The sequence below is a fragment of the Bdellovibrio sp. SKB1291214 genome (genome assembly GCF_002209355.2).
Lineage (GTDB): Bacteria > Bdellovibrionota > Bdellovibrionia > Bdellovibrionales > Bdellovibrionaceae > Bdellovibrio.
The window spans coordinates 203,563-223,422 of record NZ_CP106855.1 but is presented as its reverse complement, the minus strand read 5'-3'; the positions used below and the strand labels follow the sequence as shown (position 1 = coordinate 223,422).

Below are 19,860 nucleotides of genomic sequence, written 5' to 3'. Positions count from 1 at the left end.
TTAACCCTTTAGAGGAAATTTCATTTCTTTTTGAATCGTCATTTTGGTTTGCCAAAACTTTGCCTTGGTTGTGTCTTGACGCTTGGTGGGAACGTTAATGAGGGCTTTTCCGGTAACGCGGAACGATTTTCCGCTGCCATATTTGCCAAGGTTTATTTTAACCGTTTCGTTTTTAAGAAGGATCTTTCGAATATGTTCCTCAAACTCTCGTTCACATTCAGAGGCGGCGGTGGAATCGGTGCAGATCATGGCTTCGTGCAAAGCTGCATCCGCATAAAAATAAACCAGCGAGCGGTAGCTTGCAAAAATCAGAACGGAGATAAAAGCTAGTGCCACAGGAAGCACTAGCACCGCCTCAATAAATCCTTGCCCCTTATTTGCCTTTAGATTTGTTGGACTTGTCATTGACGGCGTCCTCAAAGAAATTTCCGAAATCGCGTTTTTTGTACATACCTTCCGTCACTTCTTTGGCTGCAATTTTTTGAGAGTCGCCACCCAGGGCTTTTGCGACATTGGCAAATTGAACGTCGATGTTAGCGCCCACGACTTTGATGACGGCGATACTGCCCACGGCTACAATCGCTACGATAATTAAATATTCGATCAGGCCTTGGCCCTTTTGGTTTTTTAAAATTCTTTTTGTGTTCATAGAACCTCCGGATGGAGGTTGGAATGCAAAACGGGAGCAGTTCTATAATCGAAGAAAAACGAGATTGCATCCCGTTTGGCGGACAAAGCGACGGCGGAAAATAAAAAAGGGAGCTTGTGGCTCCCTCTAAGTTGAATTTATTTTGAACTTTCTTTGATGAACAAAGTTAAGTAGTGGCGAACCATGTATTCCAGCTTCACTGGTTGGTTTTGGTAAGTCCATACTAACTCACCAAACGCACCCCATTTGGCTTCAACGATATGTTCGTCCATCACGTTGGTAGCTTGCGCTTCCGCAGCACCCGGAGTTGGGATGTAGTTTGTACCGATGAAGTTAAAGCGAACGCTGATTTGTCCTGGGCCTTTTAATGAGAAAATCATTTTGAAGCCGTTACGGAACAACATAAAGTCTGCGTGAGTTTTTGCAATACCGTAGATTTTAATACGACCCAAAGCTGAAGGCTTAAGCTCGTTAAATGCTGAAGATGAATCTACAAATTCTGTTTTTAGAGCCAACAGGAACTGGATAGTTTCGCTCACAAGAATCTTGTCAGCGTCAAAGCCGAAACTCATATCAATAAGTCCGGACTCTTCCATTTGTTGTTCAGCTTTCACAAGTTCTTTAATCCAGCTGATTTTTTCCATCGACTTCCCCCCAAATACAATAAGCACCGATCCTCGGCACTAGTTGTCATTATCTTCAATAATTTCGGTCACATCAACCTTTGTCAAGACCGAGCGGTTTGGCTCGCCGCGACGCAAGGCTTCAAAGGTCGCAAAAATCCCAGGCGGCCTCTGCGTCGGCCTGCGTGCCCTCGGCTCGACCTTTGAAACCTTGATCGCTCTGATCTCGGCTTCGTATTCTTGAGGGATGAAGAGAAAAGTGGTTTTTGTTTTGGCTTTGGTTTTTGGATTTTGGGGTGGGAGTGCCCGAGCTGGGTATTTTCGCGATAAGATTAAGGAAAGAATTATTGAGAAACAGGCGGCAAAGCCTGCACCTGCGGTGACGGGCGATTCCTCGCTTCGGATTTTGAAATCGGGAAATCATACGTTTTCGTTTTCTTTTGGGGGGATGGAGCGTTTTTATATGGTTCACGTCCCGAACTCTTATAAGGCTTCGACGCCGATGCCGGTGCTTTTTGTTTTACATGGTGGTGGCGGTGATATGGAGATTCAGGCCACCGAGAAATATTATAAGCAGATTTCTAAATCTGAATCTGAAGGGTTTATTGCGGTTTTTCCTAATGGGTCTTCACAGTTTAAGTCGGGAAAGTTTGCGACTTGGAACGCAGGGAATTGTTGTGGAAAAGGGCGTGATAACAATATCGATGATGTGGGCTTTATCCGCGAAGTTTTTAAAAAAGTGTCTGGGCAGTTGAATGTTGATTCGCAAAAAGTTTTTGCGGCAGGTATGTCGAATGGGGGGATGATGTCTTATCGTCTGGCCTGCGAGGCTTCTGATATTTTTAAAGCCATAGCTGCGGTGGCGGGAACAGATAATACTAAAGATTGTTCTCCAAAAAAGCCGGTTTCGATTCTGCATATCCATGCGAAAGATGACGACCACGTTCAGTTCAATGGCGGAGCTGGAGCCGAAGCTTTCAAGGATAAATCTCAAGTGACTGAGTTCGTATCTGTCCCTAAAACTATCGAAAAGTGGGTGGCATTAGAGTCTTGTGAGGCAAAGCCGCACCGAATATTAGATAAAGCCGGCGCTTATTGCGATCGCTATCAATGCAAAGCGGGTGCAGTCCAACTGTGTGTGACAGAGACCGGTAAGCATTCTTGGCCGGGTGGCGCGAAACCCCGTGCTGGATTGATGGGAAGTTCCCCATCCAACGCGATTTCAGCAAATGACGTGATGTGGGATTTCTTTAAAAGTCTTTAAGGGATGATTTCAAACAATCTGAGGGGTGGTCCGCCGTCTGTATAGCGGACCATGCGCAGCGATGGGACGAAAATATTTTCGTGAGTCTTAGTGATTTTGATTTGTATGTTATCACCGTCAACTTTGATTCCTGGCACCGTCTTTAGGAATTCGGTCAGAACTAATTTATTCTCACCCCGTTGGATTTGTGTGCCGTAGGGTAGTGTTAAAATATAAAGTTCTCCTCCGACGGTCATCATGTCGAAAGTTTTTTGTAAAGCAACGCCAAGTTCACCCGTATAGGACAAAACTCCATAAACATCGGTGACTAAGTCAGCCTTTTTCCATGCAGCCGTGGGTTGCAATTCGTAAGCCCCCTCGGCAACTTTCAATTTTCCATTATAAGAGCGTGGTGCAAACCAGCGGTCTAATTTAAAAGCGACTGCCGTTGCGAAAGGGGCTTGGGATTTATCATCAAAGGACTTGATCAGGTCGATTTGCGCCGTCGCTTTGCCAGCACCCAGGTCCACCCAGTGCTGTTCCGCACGAAGGCTTTCCACCTTGTTTTTAAAATCAGGGTGAAGCTCCTTGGAGTAATCGAGCAAGTGGCGATCGGTGACGAATTTATTTTTCGCGACACGTTCGGTGATATAGGGAGCCGCTTCCTGGGAAAAAATCTTGGTACAAACAACTCCTTCGGCGTATGCGGAAAAACCCGTTCCCACTACGATCGTCAGTAAGAGCACCTGTCTCAAAATGAGACGCGCTGTCGAACTGTGACCGGACAGACCCAAACAGGGCACTACGTGGTCACGCATAAAGCAAATAATAAGAGAGCAAGCTGCTTTCAACATCCTGCTCTTAAGTAGTTCAACTATTGGGCCAAGTGGGGCTTAGAAACCGGACAGCTGAATGGAAGTTTGAAGGGCTGTTTGCGAACCTTTGGGATCGTTAAAGGCTTGATAAACACCCACGATAAAGCGAACCGGCGCAATGTATCCTAAGGTCGTTTCTAGGTGTCCTTCGATGCCAGCACTCCAGAAACTGCGTTTCATATCGATGGCGTTGTACACCACGCGATTATTGGCATCATTTACCAGCACACCATCTGTTGCCATTCCATCTAGGGTCAAAGCTCCTGAAATACGACGGAAAAATAGAGGCAATGTTCCAGGGCCTTTATAAGTATTCATCACTGGAAAGCGATATTCAGAGGTAAAACTTGCCATGTTGCGACCGTAAATCTGCCCTCGTGAATATCCACGCAGAATATATTGAGGCAAAGCACTGTCCTGTGCCAACACTAAGTTTTGCGAAGAAGCTCCATACAGTGAAGAAATCTTTTCCGGCGTGTACATACCATTTAGGCGAACCAACAATGAATGATGCTTTGGCAGAAGGCGAGAATTGTAAGCGGTGATACCGGCGATGAATTGCGAGTGACTTAAATAATCTTCGTATTGAATGTAGTTATAAGCTCCTAGGTAAAAGCTGCCACCGGATTCAGGGGATATTTGCGCACCAGATTTGCTGTAATTTGTGTAAGCAAAAAAAGCGTAAGGTCCCGTGCGTTTCGTGACAGGATTTGCAGCAAGTTCGACTTCACGTTGGAAGTACTGCCAGCCTGCTTGCAAACTTGCATAGCGAGTAAGCCAGAACATGTCAGGAATAATGGCTCCAGCCACTGAATTATCTGTGAGTTTGTTATCAATAGTTCCCAAGTAACTACTGCGCGTATACGCGCTTAGCATGAAAGGCAGATTTGTTGTTTGATTGACATAGGAACCATCGATCCCTCCGCGATTTATACCTGTGTCCCAGGTTCCCGTGAGTGAATATGAATGTTTTTTTAAGGGATCAAAGCCTGTCGTCAAAGCTTGCAAGATCAAACCCGTGTCACTGGAAGAGCCCGCAATAAATGGCACCCAAAAACGAGGCCATAGATATCCTGCGGCAGAATAATCTTCGATCGTCCCGTGGCGAACGGCATCTTCAGCGCGGGTTTGATTAACAGTTTTTTCTTGTTCACTTAAAGATGTATAGCGATCTCCCAAAAGGGGGGAAATCTGTGGAAGCTCTTCAGGAGTTTCTTTCCAGTCTTTGGCTTTGTAGGCGACAACTTTTAAACCTTGAGAGGTCATCGAAGTCGCAAATAACTCTTGCAGTGTCGGATCCAGGTCAGCTGAAAAAACAGACGTCAAGGTATGAGTCATTGGCTTAGCAGACTGCAACGTCGGATCCGCAATATAAATGTTCTGTGCCCCGTTTTTACTGGAGGTAAAGATCAGGCCAGCAATTGTTTTTCGCGGAAAGCGAGCGTCAGGATATTCCGCCAGAATTTTTTCGACTTTGCCGGTTGAAAACCTAAAGGTGTGCAGGTTTTCCTGGCCATCACGACGTAGGGAGAAAACGATCGTATCGTCATTCCAAAACGTGGGATAAGAAATGCGATCCATGAGCGGAGCATCGAATAGAATTTTTACCTCTTTACTTTCTTGCTCTAGATTCAAAGTTGCCAGGCTGGTTTTACCACCCTCAAGCTTAACAAAAGTTATCTTTTTCCCATCTAAGGAAACGGCAGGTTCACGGGCGCGCAGCCCGCGGGTTAGTGATGAAGTTTTTTGCGTTACGATATCAAATTGGAATAAATCGGAAAAACGCTCAACCTTGTTGGTAACATCGATTTTGTCGTAAACGATTTTTGCAGAATCAGGAAACCAGCTGACTCTTTGAATACTCCCTGACGGGGGTTCGTCCATTGTTAAAGACGGTGAAAAGTTTTGGTCAAATTTTTCGATCGTGTCGGTTTCTTTGGCGTCCATGAAACTGGTTTGCAGATTTTCACGCACGATGATTTTAATCGCACGGTTGTTCGAATCATCTTCTGTCACGACGGCCATACGTTTGCCGTCAGGTGAAATCGATGGAGCCGTTAAAAATAAATAGGCATTTCTCAATGGTATATATGGAGTCGGCAAGACTTCGCGCAAAGTCTTTAGCTGAGTGAGTGCGCGAACTTCGGTTTCGTTCAAGGCCTTGGCATATTGAGCCGCATACTCCATGCCTAAATTTTCTTTGGCAGGTGTTTCAATAAAGAAAGGAATGCGGCGACCGTGACGTTGGTTTAAAGCATCGACAACTTTTGCGCCTTGATCGGCCAGGATTTGGCTCCACATCAAGGAGCCAAAAATATACGGACGAGCGCCTTCAGGCCAGCTTGGAATGTTTTCGTTGATCTCTGCAATGGTGTAATGGAAAAGACGCTGATCTTCAACCAGAGCCCGAATCACAGAGTCTTGGTAGGAAGAACGCAGGCGGCCTTTGTTTCCAAGTCGTGTCTCCATCTCGACGGCTAAGCCTTCTTTCCACCAGTTGGGAAGAACTAGATTGGGTGCAATCACAGTTCCAAAAATCGCGCGCAGCGGAGTCATAACTCCTCCCGCTGGTTCGAAATTCAGAATGTGGGTGTACTCGTGGGCCAAAAGCTCAAAGGCCCAATCACCGGTGTCGGCTAAGCTTTCTTCGGGTCCCGGCAAGACAGGATAGGCCATGATGTGCGGATAAGGTAAGCGCGTCGCATACCCATTGGTAACGTCTGTTTTGTCGTTGATGACCACCACCGTTTTCGGTGGGGCTTCACTAAAGTAAATTTGTAACTGGTAATAAGCGCGCTCTAGTTTCTCCGCATACAAACGACCTAGGTCCGGCTGCTCTGCATTATAGATAATTTCAAAATGGGGAGTGGAGAGGGTCTTCCATTTGATGCGAGGTTGGACTTCCCATTGTGCATGCACAGTGATTCCCGCCAACAAACATAGCAAAACAAGAAGTCGATTTAAAAAAACCTGCATATTTTCGTCTCATAACTTGCCGCTTACAGCAACGCAACACACTTTAAGAAAGCAAAGGTTTGACAATAAGCCACTATAAATTAAAGTTTTTACTGTTAATTGTACCTATTCGAAGTTCGCAGGAGGAACATCATGATTCGTAAATTGGCTCTAGGTCTTGTTGCATGTGCAATGGTTGTTGGTTGTAAAGGTAAACAAACTAATTCAGATGCAAATATTCAAACGTCACCAACTGGTAACACAGCACTTGAATCAACGCCGTTGAGCTTTGATCCAGCAGGTTCTGATTCTGGTAAAATTGCTGGTCTTGTAACTGTTCATTTCGGTTACGACAAATCTAGCTTGGACGCTGGTGCGAAAAAAGACATCGCTACTAACGTAGACTGGATGAAAAAGAACGGTAACGTAAAAGTACAAATCGAAGGTCACTGTGACTCTCGTGGTACTATCGAATACAACGTAGCTCTTGGTGAGCGTCGTGCAAACGCGGTTAAAGCTTACATGGTATCTTTGGGTATCGCAGCGGACCGTTTGAGCACAATCTCTTACGGTAAAGAAAAACCAGTTGCTAACGGTGATTCTGAAGAAGCTTGGGGTAAAAACCGCCGTGCTAACTTCGTTCCTGCTCAGTAGTAGGAAAAAGGTGTAGAGTGACTTTGGCCAGATTATTCATCGGAGTCTTATTTTTTTCGGTGATGGTTGGTTGTCAAACTGTCCCTGCACCCATTGAGGATTACTCACTTGCACGGGCCGCTATCGATGCGGCCCGTTCTGTTCAAGCTGCTCGTCATTCGCCAGGTTATTGGCATCAAGCTGAAGAAGCTTATCGCAAAGGCCGCATTTATTACGATGACCGTGACTTTGCCCGCGCTAAAGAACAATTTATAAGAGCTAAATTCGCTGCTGAAAAAGCAGAGAATTCAGCCCGTTTGATTCGTCAAAAGACCGGAGACATTCTATGAAGTTACTTGCAACCTTGGCCACTATTTCTCTTTTCATGACCGGCTGTCTGCAAACTCGTAATGATGTTCGCGACAATGAACAACGCCAAGTATACCAACAACAAGTAAGCACAATGCAAAGACAGACAGCGGATGCTGGCAATCGCTTTTCTGATCTTGAAGAGCAAATGCGCGCCATGAATGGCCGTGTTGATGTTGTGGAAAATCGTCTTGAAAATAATAATCTTGATAAGCAATTAAAGGCCGCTCAACAACAAAACGAAGCTTTGAATAAAAAAGTGGATTTGTTGCAAGAGGGTTTTACAAATCTTGAAAAACAAGTTTACGCATTGAATGCGCAAGTTAATGCCTTGAATGCAAATCGCCAGGCTGCCGAAGCCGAAGCAAAAGCTGCGGCTGAAAGAGCGGCTGCGGAAAAAGCCGTTGAGAAATCTAAAAAGAATCAATACGAAGTTGGCCAGGAGTACTTCAATAAAAAAGAGTGGAAACAGGCTATCTTAAGCTATCAAAAATACCGTGATGAATCTCCGAAGGGTTCTCACTTTGCCGATGCAACCTATAAAATCGGTGTTTCCTTCCAGGAATTGGGCATGAAAGAGGAGTCTAAAACCTTTTTTGATGAGGTTTTAAGCAAATTTCCTAAGTCAGATGAAGCTCGTCGTGCTAAGATCCGTTTGAAGGGTTTAAAATAAGAGCCAAGTGATTGAAAGAGTATTAGCGATAGAAACCAGTTGTGATGACACTTCAGTTGCGATCGTAGATCGTAGCGGTTGGGTGCATTCTGTGGTTTCAGCTTCTCAAGATCTGGAACATGAAGCTTACGGTGGAGTGGTTCCAGAAATCGCAGCCCGAAATCATTCGATTGCCCTGATTCCTTTGATCGAGGAAGCCTTCAAAAAAGCCAATATGAACTGGTCAGATATCCAAGGGATTTCGGTCACAAATCGCCCGGGACTGGTTGGCGCATTGATCGTTGGACTTGTAACGGCCAAATCATTATCTCAAGCCAAAAACATTCCTTTCTTAGGAGTGAACCATTTGGAAGGTCACTTGTTGGCGCCTTTTTTAAAAGATGCTCAATACGCTCCGCCAGAGGACTTTGATTATCCTTACGTGGGCCTTGCGATCAGTGGTGGTCACACGTCACTTTATCACATCACAGCTTTGGGTGAATATCGCGTCTTGGGTGCAACCAAAGACGATGCTGCAGGTGAGTGTTTTGATAAGTTTGCTAAAATGGCAGGCCTTGGATTTCCAGGTGGAGTCAAGGTTGATCAAATGGCAAAGCAAGGCAACCCCCATGCGTTTGAATTCCCACGAAGTATGATTCACGACGATACCTTCGACATGAGTTTTTCTGGCTTGAAGTCTTCGGGACAAAGAATGATTCAGCAATTAGGACCTGAACAAGTGAAGGCTCAGTTGCCGGATCTGTGCGCTTCTTTTCAGGAAGCGATTGTTGATGTACTTATTGCTAAACTGGATCGCGCCGCTAAAGTTTTCAAAGCTAAACGTGTGATCCTAACAGGCGGAGTGAGTGCGAATTCGCGCTTACGTGCGCGCGCCGAAGAATGGGCTGCAAAAAAGGGTCTGCGCCTAGTTGTTCCACCACTCAGATACTGCACTGATAACGCGGCTATGATCGGCTATGTTGGTGCGCTCCGTATGGCTCGTGGTGAAACTTCACAAATTGACTTGGGTCCTTCTCCTCACGCACTTCAATCGGATTTCAAATGAGTTATGCCCGCGAACGTTTAAAGAAAGCCCAGGAACAACTGGGTATCGAAGCCAAAAAATCTTTGGGCCAAAATTTTCTAGTCAGTGATGTCGTCATTAGTCGTATCATCGACGCGGTTAAAGGTTTTCACCCAGAACAATTGGTTGAGGTCGGACCGGGGCCTGGTGCTTTGACGGATCTTTTGTTGGAAATGAATGTTCCGATGCAAGTGATAGAGCTGGATCGCGAGATCGCAGCCTATTGGCGTGCAAAAGGTTTAACCGTTCACGAGCAAGATGCTTTGCGTTTGGATTGGTCTCAGTTCTTTAGCGACAAAAAATTGGTTTTTGTTTCAAATCTTCCGTACCAAATTTCTTCCAGCATCGTAATAGATCGCTCTATGGAAAATCATGGCGTCGCCCACATGGTGTTGATGTTCCAAAAGGAAGTCGCGCAAAGGATCAAAGCCCCTGCACGCGATGAACATTATGGATTACTAAGTGTGATCGCACAGACATTCTGGAAGATCGAAATAGTGTCGGATGCGGGTCCCGGGGATTTTGCTCCGCCACCTAAGGTTGCGAGCCGCGTTTTAGGATTTACCCGCATTACAAGTGATGTAAAGAACCATAATTCGTTCCTGACATTCGTAAAAATGGCATTCGCTCAGCGTCGCAAGCTCTTGAAGAAAAATTTGGCTGGTATTTTAACCCAAAGGAATGTAACTCCAGAGCAAGTGATCGATTGGCTGAAAGAGATGGGTTTCCCTGAAACAGCCCGAGCCGAGGAATTGAGCCCTGCCCAATTTGTTAAGCTGTATCACAAGTTTGGATTTGAATAAGCATGAGCGGTAACATTCTGATCATTCAGGAAAATAAAAAGGCACGTTTCGATTTCCATATCGTGGAAACGTTCGAGGCGGGTCTTATGCTTATGGGAAGCGAAGTAAAATCCCTGCGCGCAAAAGACGTGCAGTTAAAGGACTCCTACATCTCTTTCCGTGGCGATGAAGCTTTCCTGCAGAATGCCCATATCGCTGAATACAAAGCCTCCAGCTATAATAATCACGCCCCAGAACGCCTTCGTAAACTTTTGATGAATCGTAAAGAGCTTGATGAAATTCAAGGCGCTTTGTCGGAAAAAGGTTATTCCTGCGTTCCTTTGAAAATCTATTTCAAAAACGGACGAGCAAAATTAGAAATCGCCTTAGTAAAAGGTAAAAAGACCCACGACAAGCGTGAGTCCATCAAAAAGCGCGACGTTGAAAGCCAGCTACGCCAAACAATCCGCCGCGATCGTTAGTATTTCTTACCCGTGATTTGCAAGTTATCAATTTCACATTGAGTAGTTGCAGAGGATTTTAAGAATGATTTCACTCTTAATGTTCCTGTACCTGCCGTCGCTACGAATGTGCTGATTCCCGCGTTGATTTGTGCCGCTGTACTTGCCGTTGAATAATCCGAAGACGCAGCCCACGAAGTACCGTTGTAGTAATAATAGTTTGTACCGTTTGAACTTAGAGCGTATTTCGCACCCGCCGAACATCCATTCGTACCCAAAGTTTCCGTGAAGCCATTGCTGTCCAATGTTTGGAAAGCAGATGTTACGCCAGCGCCCGTGGTCGTGAATGTTGGTATCGTGTTGTCATAACGATCTGGTCCTGCGGTAACACTCACCAGTTCTGGCGAACAGTAAGTCGCCGTCGAGTTGTAAGTACAGTTCGTACTTGCATCATCGCTTTCAAAGAACGCGCGGTACTGGAAGTAACGGTTACTTGTTACACTGAATCCTGCAAAATTTGAGAATGTCATTGAAGCCGTAGTTCCCAAGTTTGCGCCGGTCAAGGAGTTATTAGCCTTGTTGTAGTTCTCGGAGAAGTAAGTGTCTACCGAGTTATCGGGACCTTTCCAACCTAAGCCACTCACAGCATTTTGATCAGAACAGTCTGATTGGCTGCATGAACGAACTTGGTATTTAATACGATTTGAGGTACGTCTGTAAAGTTCACGCATTTCATTCACACTCAGTGCGCGTGACCAGATGCCCACTTCATCCAATAAGCCTCTGTATCTGCCGGCAACCGTCGTGTCGATTGTACCAAAATAGATAGGAGTGCTGCTGGCGGCATTTAATTTACCATTGATACAAGTTCCAGACGCTTCACCATTGAGATAAAGCTGGAAGCATGTGCCATCGAATGTCATTGCAACATGTGTCCATACGTATTTTGAGATAGCTGTACTTGATGATACATATAGAGGTGTTCCATCATTGTAACTGTAAACCATCAATTTTCCGTTTTGACCGAAACCAAATCCTAGAGTTTCTCCAGGAGAACCACGGTGCAATGTCACAAGGCGATTGTCGATCGTCGTGGCACCTGTATTGTCCAGGTAATTTGCAAACACCCAGCCGGAAATCGTAAGAGCTTGGTTATCGGAAGCGATAAATGTATTACTTGCACCCGCAGATATATAGTTGTTGTAGTTCGTTGTTGAATCACGGTTATCAAAACCGACAGAGTAATTAAATTTAGAACGGTTTGTATTAATCGCTGTACCTGATCCTGAACGAGTACCATGACTAATACCCATGGCATCTTTTACTTCTCCAGCGGTACCGTTATAGCTGGCCTCATTGAAATGCCATAGGCCCTTCAACGAAGTATTCAGCGCGGTCGCAACAGACGGGTAATAAGTTGAGCTCTCTGTACCTTCGGACAATTCTTTACCAAATGGCAGTGACGTTTTAAATGTCAATGCTGTCCAAGATGTGTCTGTCGAACCGTAGGCTTGAGCGTCCATGATGCGAGAGTTGAATTTTCCAGTGTACTTTCCGACCTGTGCATTATAGATAGCCGCCGCTTGAGTTTGCGTAAGAGCCGTATTCCAAATACCCACCTCGTCAATTTGTCCAATCATCGCATCGCCATTGTAGTTGCGACCGATGTACATCGTACCATTTGTCGTGCTGATATCAGCAGAAGAAGAAGCTTGATTCAGAAACAAGCCGTCGCGATACATGGTTTTCAATTTATTGCTTGCATTATAGGTTACTAAAAAATGAACCCAACGATTTCTATCAGATACGGCGTACGTGAGCGGACTGATAACAGTATTACCCGTACTATCATTCACCGTAAAATTTTCGTAAAGTGAACCGAACGGCCCGTAGAAGAAACCGGCGTTTGCAGCCGAAGTTCCGTAGGAAACAATAGGGCGATTCGAGTTTGCGGTGCTTGTAATATAAACCCAAGAAGAAATTGAGTACGAGCTATTGAATAGATTAATGTTATTCACTGTCGCATAGTTGCTGGCATCCACCGTCAAAGCTGAACCAACTTTTCCCGTAGGATATGCGGCAGTACCCGTCATGGTTAAATTATTACTTCCAATAGAGTCATTCAAATTTCCATCAAATTTGTAGTAGGCGACCATGTTGCTCCATGCTGGAGTCCATGAGCTATCGAACGAACTTGTATTGGCTGTTGCACTTAAGCGCACCACATTTTTTGTAGAATCCCATTGAACCGAAGTCATGCCGGATGCTGGGAAATCTGTTGAACTGCTATCTGTTTGAGGAGATTTTTTTAGCAAAGCATAGCCACCAGACAGCGCAGTACCTGTAGTATTACTGATCGAATAGCTCGATTCAGTTCCAGCAGTGAATGGAATGCTTAACGTAAAATTCTGGTAAACCGCACCGGAAAGTTCGTTTGTTGAAACCAACGACCCGAAGGAGTTGTTAGCACGAACTCGGTAATAATAAGTCGTTCCTGCTGACAAACTTGAAGTTGTTGCTGGTGACGTCACACTCGTAGTTGTTGAAGCGTAAGTTTGGCTGGCCGTGTGTGAGCTCGTATCGTAAAGCACGTCATAAGTTGTGGCGCCTGCAGCAGAGGCAAATGCCAGCGACGAACTTCCAGTTCCCGGAGTGAGTGATGTCAAGGTGAATGCACTGATTGGAATACCCATCGCCTCAGATGTCGCATCTACAGACGTTGCCGAATTAACAGCAGTTACCATGATGTAGTACGTGGTGCCACCAGTTAGACCAGTAATATCAAACGGTGAAGTCGCAGAAGTAGAGGCCGTCGTTGTATAGTTACCAGCACTCGTACCGTATTTCACAGTATAACTGTTGGCATTCGTGGATGCGCCCCAGGATACGCGAAGCTTATCGGCTTCAACGACACTGACGCTGGAAATTGTGAAGGCTGTTGGAGAGGCCTGCGTGATATCAAAACTGTTCGAAGTTTGAGTCAACGAACCAACACCACCGGACATAATTGTTCCCGATTTTGTTGCTGTCATGACTTTGCCAGTTCCATAAACTGTTGCGTTCACATTAGTAAATGTGGCAACACCGCCGACCGCACTAAGTGATGTCGTCCCACCCAATGCTCCCGTGCCTGTTGTTAAAGACAACGACACAGTTGCAGTTGCGTCTGCACCGGTTGTTACAAGATTTCCGCTAGCATCAAGAATGCGAACCACCGGTTGTGTCGCAAGAGCTGTCCCTGGTGTCACTCCACCAACCGGCTGAGTGGAAAAGCTTAACTGGCTGGCAGGACCATTTGTTGCAGTCTCTGTAAATGTCGTGGAAAATGCTGTGCCATCGACAGTGGCCGTGACAGTGTGCGCACCGGTTGTCGAAGAGAGTGTTAAAGTATTAGATGCCAAACCAGACGAGTTTGAAGTGCTTGAAGCAGAGCCTAAGGTACCTGCTGTCGTACTCCAGTTAACCGTAGTGCTTGGCACGTTATTACCATAAGCATCTTTAACGACTGCAACCAAGCTTGAGCCCAAGGCTGTGCTAATCGTACCAGATTGGTTGTTCCCGCTGGAAACAGCAATGCTCGCTGGTGCATCTGGTGTGATATTGAACGTGCTGGATATTTTTGCAGAGGCACCTGAAGCAGTCGCTGATAAAGTATAACCTGTGCCGGATTTTTCAATGGATAGATCGGTGAAATTCGCAGTGCCTGCCGTCGCCGCAACCGTTTTTGTACCACTTAAAGTACCAGATCCCGCATTTGTACCAATCGCCAAAGTGATATTGCCAGTGAATGATGACGCCGTATTAGCGTAAGCATCAAGGGCGCGCACCGTTACGGTTGAAATTGTACTGCCAGCGACTGTGTTTGAGGGCTCAGCGATAAATAACAGTTGAGAAATCGCAGCTGCAGAAACGCTGATGTTGGAGGAAGTCACGGTTGGCGAGCCACCTGAAACTTGTGTCGCTGTGATCGTATGCCCACCTGTGGTTTTCAAAGTGAAGCTAAACTGCTTCGTCCCAGCGTCGCCCGAAACGAAGGTATAGTTTGAAGGCAAAGTCGGGGAGTTTGGATCTGAAGAAGTGAATTGAATAACGCCCGTATAATCTGTTTTAACATTATTATAGCTATCGCGAGCCGTGACAGTGGTGGTGAAGCTAGTTCCAGCAGTTGCCGAAGTCGGCACACCAGAAAGAATAAAGTTATCGATTGCACCCGGAGTTGCAGTGGCAGTGAAATTGACGCTTGAAGAAGTACCATTCACAGTTGCCGTGATTGTGTGAGCACCCGTAACTGTTCCTAAGGTAATGGAATTTGAAGCTAAACCAGAAGAATTCGAAGTTGTTGTTGCACTGCCAAGAGTACCGGCACTTGATGTCCAATCCACATCTGAATTGGGAGCTAAGTTGCCATAAGCATCGCGAACAACAGCCACAAGAATTGTACCGAGTGCTGTATTCACCACCGCGGATTGGTTATTACCAGAGGAAATCGCGATCGTTGACCCTGCAGCAGGAGTGATATTGAAAGTGAGTGATGTTGCCGAAGTGGCGCCTGATGCGCTTGCCACCAGAGTATAACCTGTACCTACTTTGTCGATGGAAACAGCTGAAAACGACGCTGAACCTGCTGTCGCTGCCACTGTTTTAGTACCACTTAAAGTACCCGAGCCAGCATTTGTTCCGATAGCCAGCGTGATATTACCTGTAAATGAAGTTGCCGTATTTGAATATGCATCAAGTGCACGAACTACAATCGTGGAAATGGAGCTTCCTGCCACAGTTGTTGTTGGTCCTGTTATAATCGCAAGCTGACTGATCGTTGCAGCAGAAACAGCAATCGCCGAGGAAGTCACGGTTGGTGAACCGCCACTTTGTGTCGCCGTGATGGTTTGATTGCCTGTTGTCTTTAAATTAAAAGAGAATTGTTTGACTCCCGCATCACCAACCACATAAGTATAGTTTGCTGGAAGAGTCGGAGAGCCTGAGTCTGACGAAGAGAATTGAATCGTACCCGTGTAGTCCGTTTTAACGTTGTTATACGAATCGCGTGCCGTAATAGTTGTTGTGAATGCTGTACCAGCCGTTGCGCTGGATGGAACACCCGAAAGAAGGAAGTTATTGATAGCACCCGGAGTCGCAGTCGCCGTGAATGTTGCAGTCGTTGTGGTGCCATGAATCTTTGCAGTGACAGTGTAGCTTCCTGTAACCGTTCCGACTGTTAATGTATTTGCGCTGATACCCGCAGAATCTGTATTGTCTGTTGCGGAGCCAAGTGAAGAGTTGCCCGTTGTCGTCCAATCAATTTGCGCAGATGGAACAACGTTACCTTCAGCATCAGTCACTTTAACTTTTAACGATGAACCTAAGGCGTTATTTACCACAGCCGATTGGTTATTACCGGCATTGACTGCAATAGCGGAAGCAGTCCCGGGAGTTACTGTTACAGTTGGCAGAGTGCTTGAAATGGGGATTCCTGCAACAGATGCAGAAACAGAGGCTGCGGTCCCAACAAGCTTACCCGTGAAAACGGCCGTGTACGATCCGTCCCCATTATCCGTTGTCGCACCAAAAGTACCTGTGCTTGTCCCACTGGCAATATTAAAAGAAACAGCTAACCCGCCACCAGGAAGTTGTGTGTTCGTGGCATCCATTGCATAAAAAGTCGCAGTGATCGTCGAACGTGATGCAACCGTAGTTGCAGATAAAGAAACATAAGAGTTCGCCGCAGAATAGTTAGCCGGAAGAACTGTTACCTTCGCATTTGTTGAGCTTAATCCTTGCCCGTTGATTGTGGCGCCAATAGTAGTTTGTGAACCGGCGACCGCTCCACTAAAGGTTGCTGTATAAGTGCCATCGCCATGATTAGTAACTGAGCTGAAAATACCAGTGCTCGTACCACCAGAAGTTTTGAATTGAACGTCAGGGTTGCTGCCCGGAACGTGGAAAATATTTCCTTCAGAATCTCTGGTCGTCAGAGTAACTGTTGTGGAGTTTCCAGAAATCAGCGTACTTGTTGCGATTTCAATAGTACTCGCACCTGCAGAGATTGAAACCCCTGCTAAGAATCCATCCTCAATGCTTGAACCTTTCTTGGTACAAGCTGTGAAGGTAAAGGCGGTGGTAAGTATCAGAAGCCATTTCATCATTTGCGCTTCTCCTCGCTGAATAAATCAAAGCCGTAAATTACATTCCCGAAGACGCTGGTTTCTGAAAGATCAGAAACAGAAGTGTTTTGATTTCTTTGCTGAGCACCCACTTCGAACTTCAAAAGTTTTCCGTGACGATCCCGGCGGATGAACAGTAGGCCCTTGTAGGCGGAACCAGCATCGATTGTATAAGTGTCAGTTGAAGATCCGCCAAGATAGCTGCCGGAAATCGAAGCCCCGATGGATGTCGAACCCTTTTTAAAAAGTTCATAGTCCAAGCCTACACTGACTGCAGAGATGTTCGCTGAATCGATAGAAATTGTTGTTGTTGAAAGGCCGTGCAAGAAAAGCTCTTGGCCATAACGTGCGCCAACTTCAAGTCCAAGTTTAGGGCTTAGCAGATAGTGACCACTGAAACCCAATCCGTACAAAGTTTTTGAATCTTTGACGATTGTTTTCGACACATTTGTAGACGGCTGAAATTCAAGATTGCGCAAAGAGAAATTAAAAAGTGATTTAAAGGATTCACTCCACTGCTGAGTCCAACCAACTGAAGCAGTGATGTCGTGATCTGTATTAAGTTCTGCTTTTGATTTGGTCGTGTTATCTTGTGCCGACAACGTCGAGATTTGATAACCGGCTTTTACTTCAAAGCGATGATTGATATCGTCTTCTTCTTCAGCAGCAGCAACTGGCTTAGATGAAATTGGCGCGATAGCCGCTGGAGCTTGAGCTTGGACAGGGACTGCTTTTTTTACTTCCTCTGGTGAACTAACCGGAGTCGCAACGGGCTTAGCCATCGGAGTTTCAGCAATTGCTGGTGCAGGTGGCACAACAGGGGCTTTTGGTTGCTCATCTGTTTTTGTCACAACAGGTGCGGGCGCTTCAATACCTTTCGGTTTTGGAGTTGGAACCGGTGTTGCAACTGGAGCAACCTTCGTGGCAACTGAAGTTGCTTTTGCAACTTCCATACGCACTGCTGGAGCACTAGGAGATTCATTGGCGACACTACGCAGATCATTGACTGGAACTAAAAGTTTTTGGCCTACGAAAATAGGGTGTGCATCCATGCCTGGATTAAGAATTAAAATTTTCTCGAGATTTTCACCTTTACCATAGGTGTGACCACCACGAACGCGATCTGCGATTTCGGAAAGACTATCACCAGGTTGAACGATGTACTCACGATATGTAATCCCTGGACCGGCAGTTGAAACACTGCTGATCAAAAAGATAATTGTGAATAACAAACGTTCGAGTCTTTTCATTTTCCGGCACGTCCCAATTTTGATCGTTGTAAAAGTTCTGTTAATTTATTCATCGGCTAAACATGAGAATCCATGAAGGGAAATGGAGTTAATTAGGCGATTCATTACAGAATTTTAGGAAATAGGACTTTAGTTTTATGAAGGCGGTATTTTTTGTATCAGAATAAAACAAAAGCCAGCATTGTGCTGGCTCTAAAGAAAATGAATGGACTTTCGCGAATAGACTATTCGGATTTTGGTTTAACTAAGTCTTAACATTTTCCTGTTTATTTCCACTCAATATTCGCACCGTGGAACTCATTACGGAGGACTGAGTATGTATTTCCGATGCATTCAAGACTACCTGTTTGGCTAGGGCCGCGTTGGTTTGGATCAGGCGATCGAGCTCATTTACTGCAGAGCCGATCTCCGTAATTCCTGACGATTGTTGCTCGCTCGCGTCTGCAATTTCTTGATTGAGTGTCGCAACTTTTTCGATACTCAAAGACATTTTCTCTAGCACCTCACCATTTTCCTTACCCGCCTGCGCCCCATCTTTGACTTGTCTAACGGTGGTGTTGATCAATGTTGAAATATCTTTTGCGGATGTCGCAGATCTTTGTGCTAATGAGCGAACGGCATCTGCAACGACGGCGAAGCCTTTGCCATGTTCACCAGCGCGAGCAGCTTCCACCGAGGCATTTAATGCCAACAGGTTTGTTTGAAAGGCGATATCGTCGATCACGCCAATGATTTCTTCCATGCGTTTCGATGAAGATTCGATTGTGTTCAAAGTTTCGATCAAGTTGTTGATTTTTATTCGGCCTGTTTGGGATAAAGATGCGGAATCAACCGATAGCGTCGCAGCTTGTTTAGCATTCTCAGTGTTCAGTAAGACCCTGGAAGTGATTTCCTCAAGTGAAGCTGCTGTGCCCATGATTGATTCTGATGCATGGGAGGAGGAGTTTTCTAGATTCGATCCCGTTGAGTTCAAATCCTGAACAGATTTACTGATAGCGACTGAGGACTTGGCTAAGTTTTCAGAAAGGCTGCCAATTTGTCGGGACGAGCCGCGCGCGGCCAGATAAACAGTTCCTAAAAGGATCCCGAATCCGACTAAAGCAAAAAGGCCTTGTTGCCAAAGCATCGTATAAGCTTTAGCTAGGATTGTTTTTTCTGGCGTTCGAATGAGCAGCGTCCATTTCTGATCAAGGTTATAGATGGTAAATGGAATCACTGTGACCAATTCATTCCCAGTGGGGGTGCTTACCTCTAGACTTCCTGCCTTGTGACTTTTAATCAGGGCTTCAACTTGTGATTCTGTTTGCAAGGGTTTCATCATCTCATCTTCAGAAGGACCTGCGACGATCATCAGAGAGTCTGATATCAGATATGATTTTGAATCTGGATAGGGCTTGGCTTCCGCCACTAAGTTTTTGACCTTATCAAGGCTGATGTCGACACCCACAATGCCTAATGCTTTATCGTCCTTTACGATCGTGTATACGGCGGATGTCATCACAATTTTTTTGCCATTCACGACATCGCTATAGGGCTCAACCAAAACAGATTTCTTGGATTGGATAGGCTTGAAATACCAATCACCAAGATCCGGAGTCTCCTCGTTCAAAAGTGTTTTATAAATTATGTTGTCGTTTTGACGGATCCACCAGGGATAGTGGCGACCTGATTTTTCATGAAATTCTTGGTTTGCGTATTTAGCGTCCTGTCCGTCGAAAGCATTGGGTTCCCACGCAGACCAAGTTGCTAAATACTGTGGATCTCCTTTTAGCATTTCCAATAGTTCTAACCGGGATCGCTCGCGGCTCTGCAGGCCTTTTTCAACTTGGGCGCTCAGGTTTCGGCCTAAGATTTCAGTTTGAGCAAAGGGTTTATCAATATAATTTTTGATCTGATGAGAGTATGTTTTAGCGACCTCTAAGCTATCACTTAATGCGACAGCCTTGGCGTCTTCAAAATCACTGTGAGTAGAAAACCAACTGATGGAACCCAACACAGTGAAGCCCACTAAGGTGATAGGGATGATGATTTTCTGAGTTAAAGAGAGATTTTTCAATTTGTGCAACATACTGGCTCCAACTCACGTTCGACAAACACCAGTATATTTAAGAATGCCTTCACTT

General features: G+C 45.5%; 15 protein-coding genes. 7 read left to right on the top strand and 8 right to left on the bottom strand.

The genetic code is table 11. The annotated features are described in order from the left end of the window. The 3 genes from B9G69_RS01080 to B9G69_RS01070 all read right to left on the bottom strand — a co-directional run bounded on the left by B9G69_RS01080 (nucleotide 1) and on the right by B9G69_RS01070 (nucleotide 1,293). Nucleotides 1–405 (bottom strand): hypothetical protein, encoded by a 405-nt coding sequence (locus B9G69_RS01080; RefSeq protein ID WP_088616454.1) that lies wholly within the window; start codon nucleotides 403–405, stop codon nucleotides 1–3. Then, nucleotides 374–649 carry a Flp family type IVb pilin gene (locus tag B9G69_RS01075; RefSeq protein ID WP_088616453.1) on the bottom strand — a complete coding sequence of 92 codons (276 nt, stop codon included), beginning with the start codon at nucleotides 647–649 and terminating at the stop codon, nucleotides 374–376. Before B9G69_RS01075 ends, B9G69_RS01080 begins: the two co-directional genes overlap by 32 nt. A 137-nt stretch (nucleotides 650–786) precedes the next feature. After that, the gene (locus B9G69_RS01070; protein ID WP_088616452.1) at nucleotides 787–1,293 is read right to left on the bottom strand and encodes a hypothetical protein; all 507 of its coding nucleotides are present in this window, start codon (nucleotides 1,291–1,293) and stop codon (nucleotides 787–789) included. A 427-nt stretch (nucleotides 1,294–1,720) separates the two neighbouring features. Here B9G69_RS01070 and B9G69_RS01065 point away from each other — a divergent pair, with 427 nt between their 5' ends. Further along, nucleotides 1,721–2,536 carry an alpha/beta hydrolase family esterase gene (locus tag B9G69_RS01065; protein WP_265437907.1) on the top strand — a complete coding sequence of 272 codons (816 nt, stop codon included), beginning with the start codon at nucleotides 1,721–1,723 and terminating at the stop codon, nucleotides 2,534–2,536. Here B9G69_RS01065 and B9G69_RS01060 read toward each other — a convergent pair. Continuing rightward, a complete protein-coding gene (locus B9G69_RS01060; RefSeq protein WP_217897723.1) occupies nucleotides 2,533–3,333 on the bottom strand; it encodes a hypothetical protein in 801 nt (266 codons plus the stop codon). The two genes, B9G69_RS01065 and B9G69_RS01060, sit on opposite strands and share 4 nt — an antisense overlap. A 75-nt stretch (nucleotides 3,334–3,408) precedes the next feature. After that, on the bottom strand, nucleotides 3,409–6,366 hold the full coding sequence (locus B9G69_RS01055; protein ID WP_088616449.1) for a PD40 domain-containing protein: 2,958 nt from the start codon (nucleotides 6,364–6,366) through the stop codon (nucleotides 3,409–3,411). A 132-nt stretch (nucleotides 6,367–6,498) separates the two neighbouring features. On the opposite strand from B9G69_RS01055, the gene pal reads away from it, so the two are divergent. From pal to smpB, 6 genes are read left to right on the top strand one after another with little or no spacing between them, the layout of a single operon-like run. Then, nucleotides 6,499–6,999 carry a peptidoglycan-associated lipoprotein Pal gene (gene pal, locus B9G69_RS01050; protein WP_088616448.1) on the top strand — a complete coding sequence of 167 codons (501 nt, stop codon included), beginning with the start codon at nucleotides 6,499–6,501 and terminating at the stop codon, nucleotides 6,997–6,999. A gap of 17 nt (nucleotides 7,000–7,016) precedes the next feature. After that, the gene (locus tag B9G69_RS01045) at nucleotides 7,017–7,328 is read left to right on the top strand and encodes a DUF4398 domain-containing protein (protein ID WP_088616447.1); all 312 of its coding nucleotides are present in this window, start codon (nucleotides 7,017–7,019) and stop codon (nucleotides 7,326–7,328) included. Continuing rightward, a complete protein-coding gene (locus tag B9G69_RS01040) occupies nucleotides 7,325–8,020 on the top strand; it encodes a tetratricopeptide repeat protein (protein ID WP_265437906.1) in 696 nt (231 codons plus the stop codon). Before B9G69_RS01045 ends, B9G69_RS01040 begins: the two co-directional genes overlap by 4 nt. 7 nt (nucleotides 8,021–8,027) lie before the next feature. After that, nucleotides 8,028–9,065 (top strand): tRNA (adenosine(37)-N6)-threonylcarbamoyltransferase complex transferase subunit TsaD, encoded by a 1,038-nt coding sequence (gene tsaD, locus B9G69_RS01035; RefSeq protein WP_088616445.1) that lies wholly within the window; start codon nucleotides 8,028–8,030, stop codon nucleotides 9,063–9,065. Then, a complete protein-coding gene (gene rsmA, locus B9G69_RS01030) occupies nucleotides 9,062–9,886 on the top strand; it encodes a 16S rRNA (adenine(1518)-N(6)/adenine(1519)-N(6))-dimethyltransferase RsmA (RefSeq protein WP_088616444.1) in 825 nt (274 codons plus the stop codon). The genes tsaD and rsmA overlap by 4 nt, the downstream gene beginning before the upstream one ends. 2 nt (nucleotides 9,887–9,888) lie before the next feature. Continuing rightward, entirely contained in the window at nucleotides 9,889–10,347 is a 459-nt protein-coding gene (smpB, locus tag B9G69_RS01025; protein ID WP_088616443.1) for an SsrA-binding protein SmpB, read from the top strand. Here the strand turns inward: smpB and B9G69_RS01020 are convergent. The 3 genes from B9G69_RS01020 to B9G69_RS01010 all read right to left on the bottom strand — a co-directional run bounded on the left by B9G69_RS01020 (nucleotide 10,344) and on the right by B9G69_RS01010 (nucleotide 19,805). After that, nucleotides 10,344–16,469, bottom strand: a complete 6,126-nt coding sequence (locus B9G69_RS01020) for a LamG-like jellyroll fold domain-containing protein (RefSeq protein ID WP_265437905.1) — start codon at nucleotides 16,467–16,469, stop codon at nucleotides 10,344–10,346. The two genes, smpB and B9G69_RS01020, sit on opposite strands and share 4 nt — an antisense overlap. Further along, nucleotides 16,466–17,737, bottom strand: a complete 1,272-nt coding sequence (locus B9G69_RS01015; protein WP_088616441.1) for a LysM peptidoglycan-binding domain-containing protein — start codon at nucleotides 17,735–17,737, stop codon at nucleotides 16,466–16,468. Before B9G69_RS01015 ends, B9G69_RS01020 begins: the two co-directional genes overlap by 4 nt. Before the next feature lie 244 nt (nucleotides 17,738–17,981). Further along, complete coding sequence (locus B9G69_RS01010; protein WP_088616440.1) at nucleotides 17,982–19,805, bottom strand: methyl-accepting chemotaxis protein; 1,824 nt, start codon at nucleotides 19,803–19,805, stop codon at nucleotides 17,982–17,984. Between the last annotated feature and the right edge of the window lie 55 nt (nucleotides 19,806–19,860).

Coding starts and splice junctions, on each gene's coding strand:
- B9G69_RS01080 (WP_088616454.1), bottom strand. CDS start 405: ATGACAAGTCCAACAAATCTAAAGGCAAATAAGGGGCAAGGATTTATT.
- B9G69_RS01075 (WP_088616453.1), bottom strand. CDS start 649: ATGAACACAAAAAGAATTTTAAAAAACCAAAAGGGCCAAGGCCTGATC.
- B9G69_RS01070 (WP_088616452.1), bottom strand. CDS start 1,293: ATGGAAAAAATCAGCTGGATTAAAGAACTTGTGAAAGCTGAACAACAA.
- B9G69_RS01065 (WP_265437907.1), top strand. CDS start 1,721: ATGGAGCGTTTTTATATGGTTCACGTCCCGAACTCTTATAAGGCTTCG.
- B9G69_RS01060 (WP_217897723.1), bottom strand. CDS start 3,333: ATGCGTGACCACGTAGTGCCCTGTTTGGGTCTGTCCGGTCACAGTTCG.
- B9G69_RS01055 (WP_088616449.1), bottom strand. CDS start 6,366: ATGCAGGTTTTTTTAAATCGACTTCTTGTTTTGCTATGTTTGTTGGCG.
- pal (WP_088616448.1), top strand. CDS start 6,499: ATGATTCGTAAATTGGCTCTAGGTCTTGTTGCATGTGCAATGGTTGTT.
- B9G69_RS01040 (WP_265437906.1), top strand. CDS start 7,325: ATGAAGTTACTTGCAACCTTGGCCACTATTTCTCTTTTCATGACCGGC.
- rsmA (WP_088616444.1), top strand. CDS start 9,062: ATGAGTTATGCCCGCGAACGTTTAAAGAAAGCCCAGGAACAACTGGGT.
- smpB (WP_088616443.1), top strand. CDS start 9,889: ATGAGCGGTAACATTCTGATCATTCAGGAAAATAAAAAGGCACGTTTC.
- B9G69_RS01020 (WP_265437905.1), bottom strand. CDS start 16,469: ATGATGAAATGGCTTCTGATACTTACCACCGCCTTTACCTTCACAGCT.
- B9G69_RS01015 (WP_088616441.1), bottom strand. CDS start 17,737: ATGAAAAGACTCGAACGTTTGTTATTCACAATTATCTTTTTGATCAGC.
- B9G69_RS01010 (WP_088616440.1), bottom strand. CDS start 19,805: ATGTTGCACAAATTGAAAAATCTCTCTTTAACTCAGAAAATCATCATC.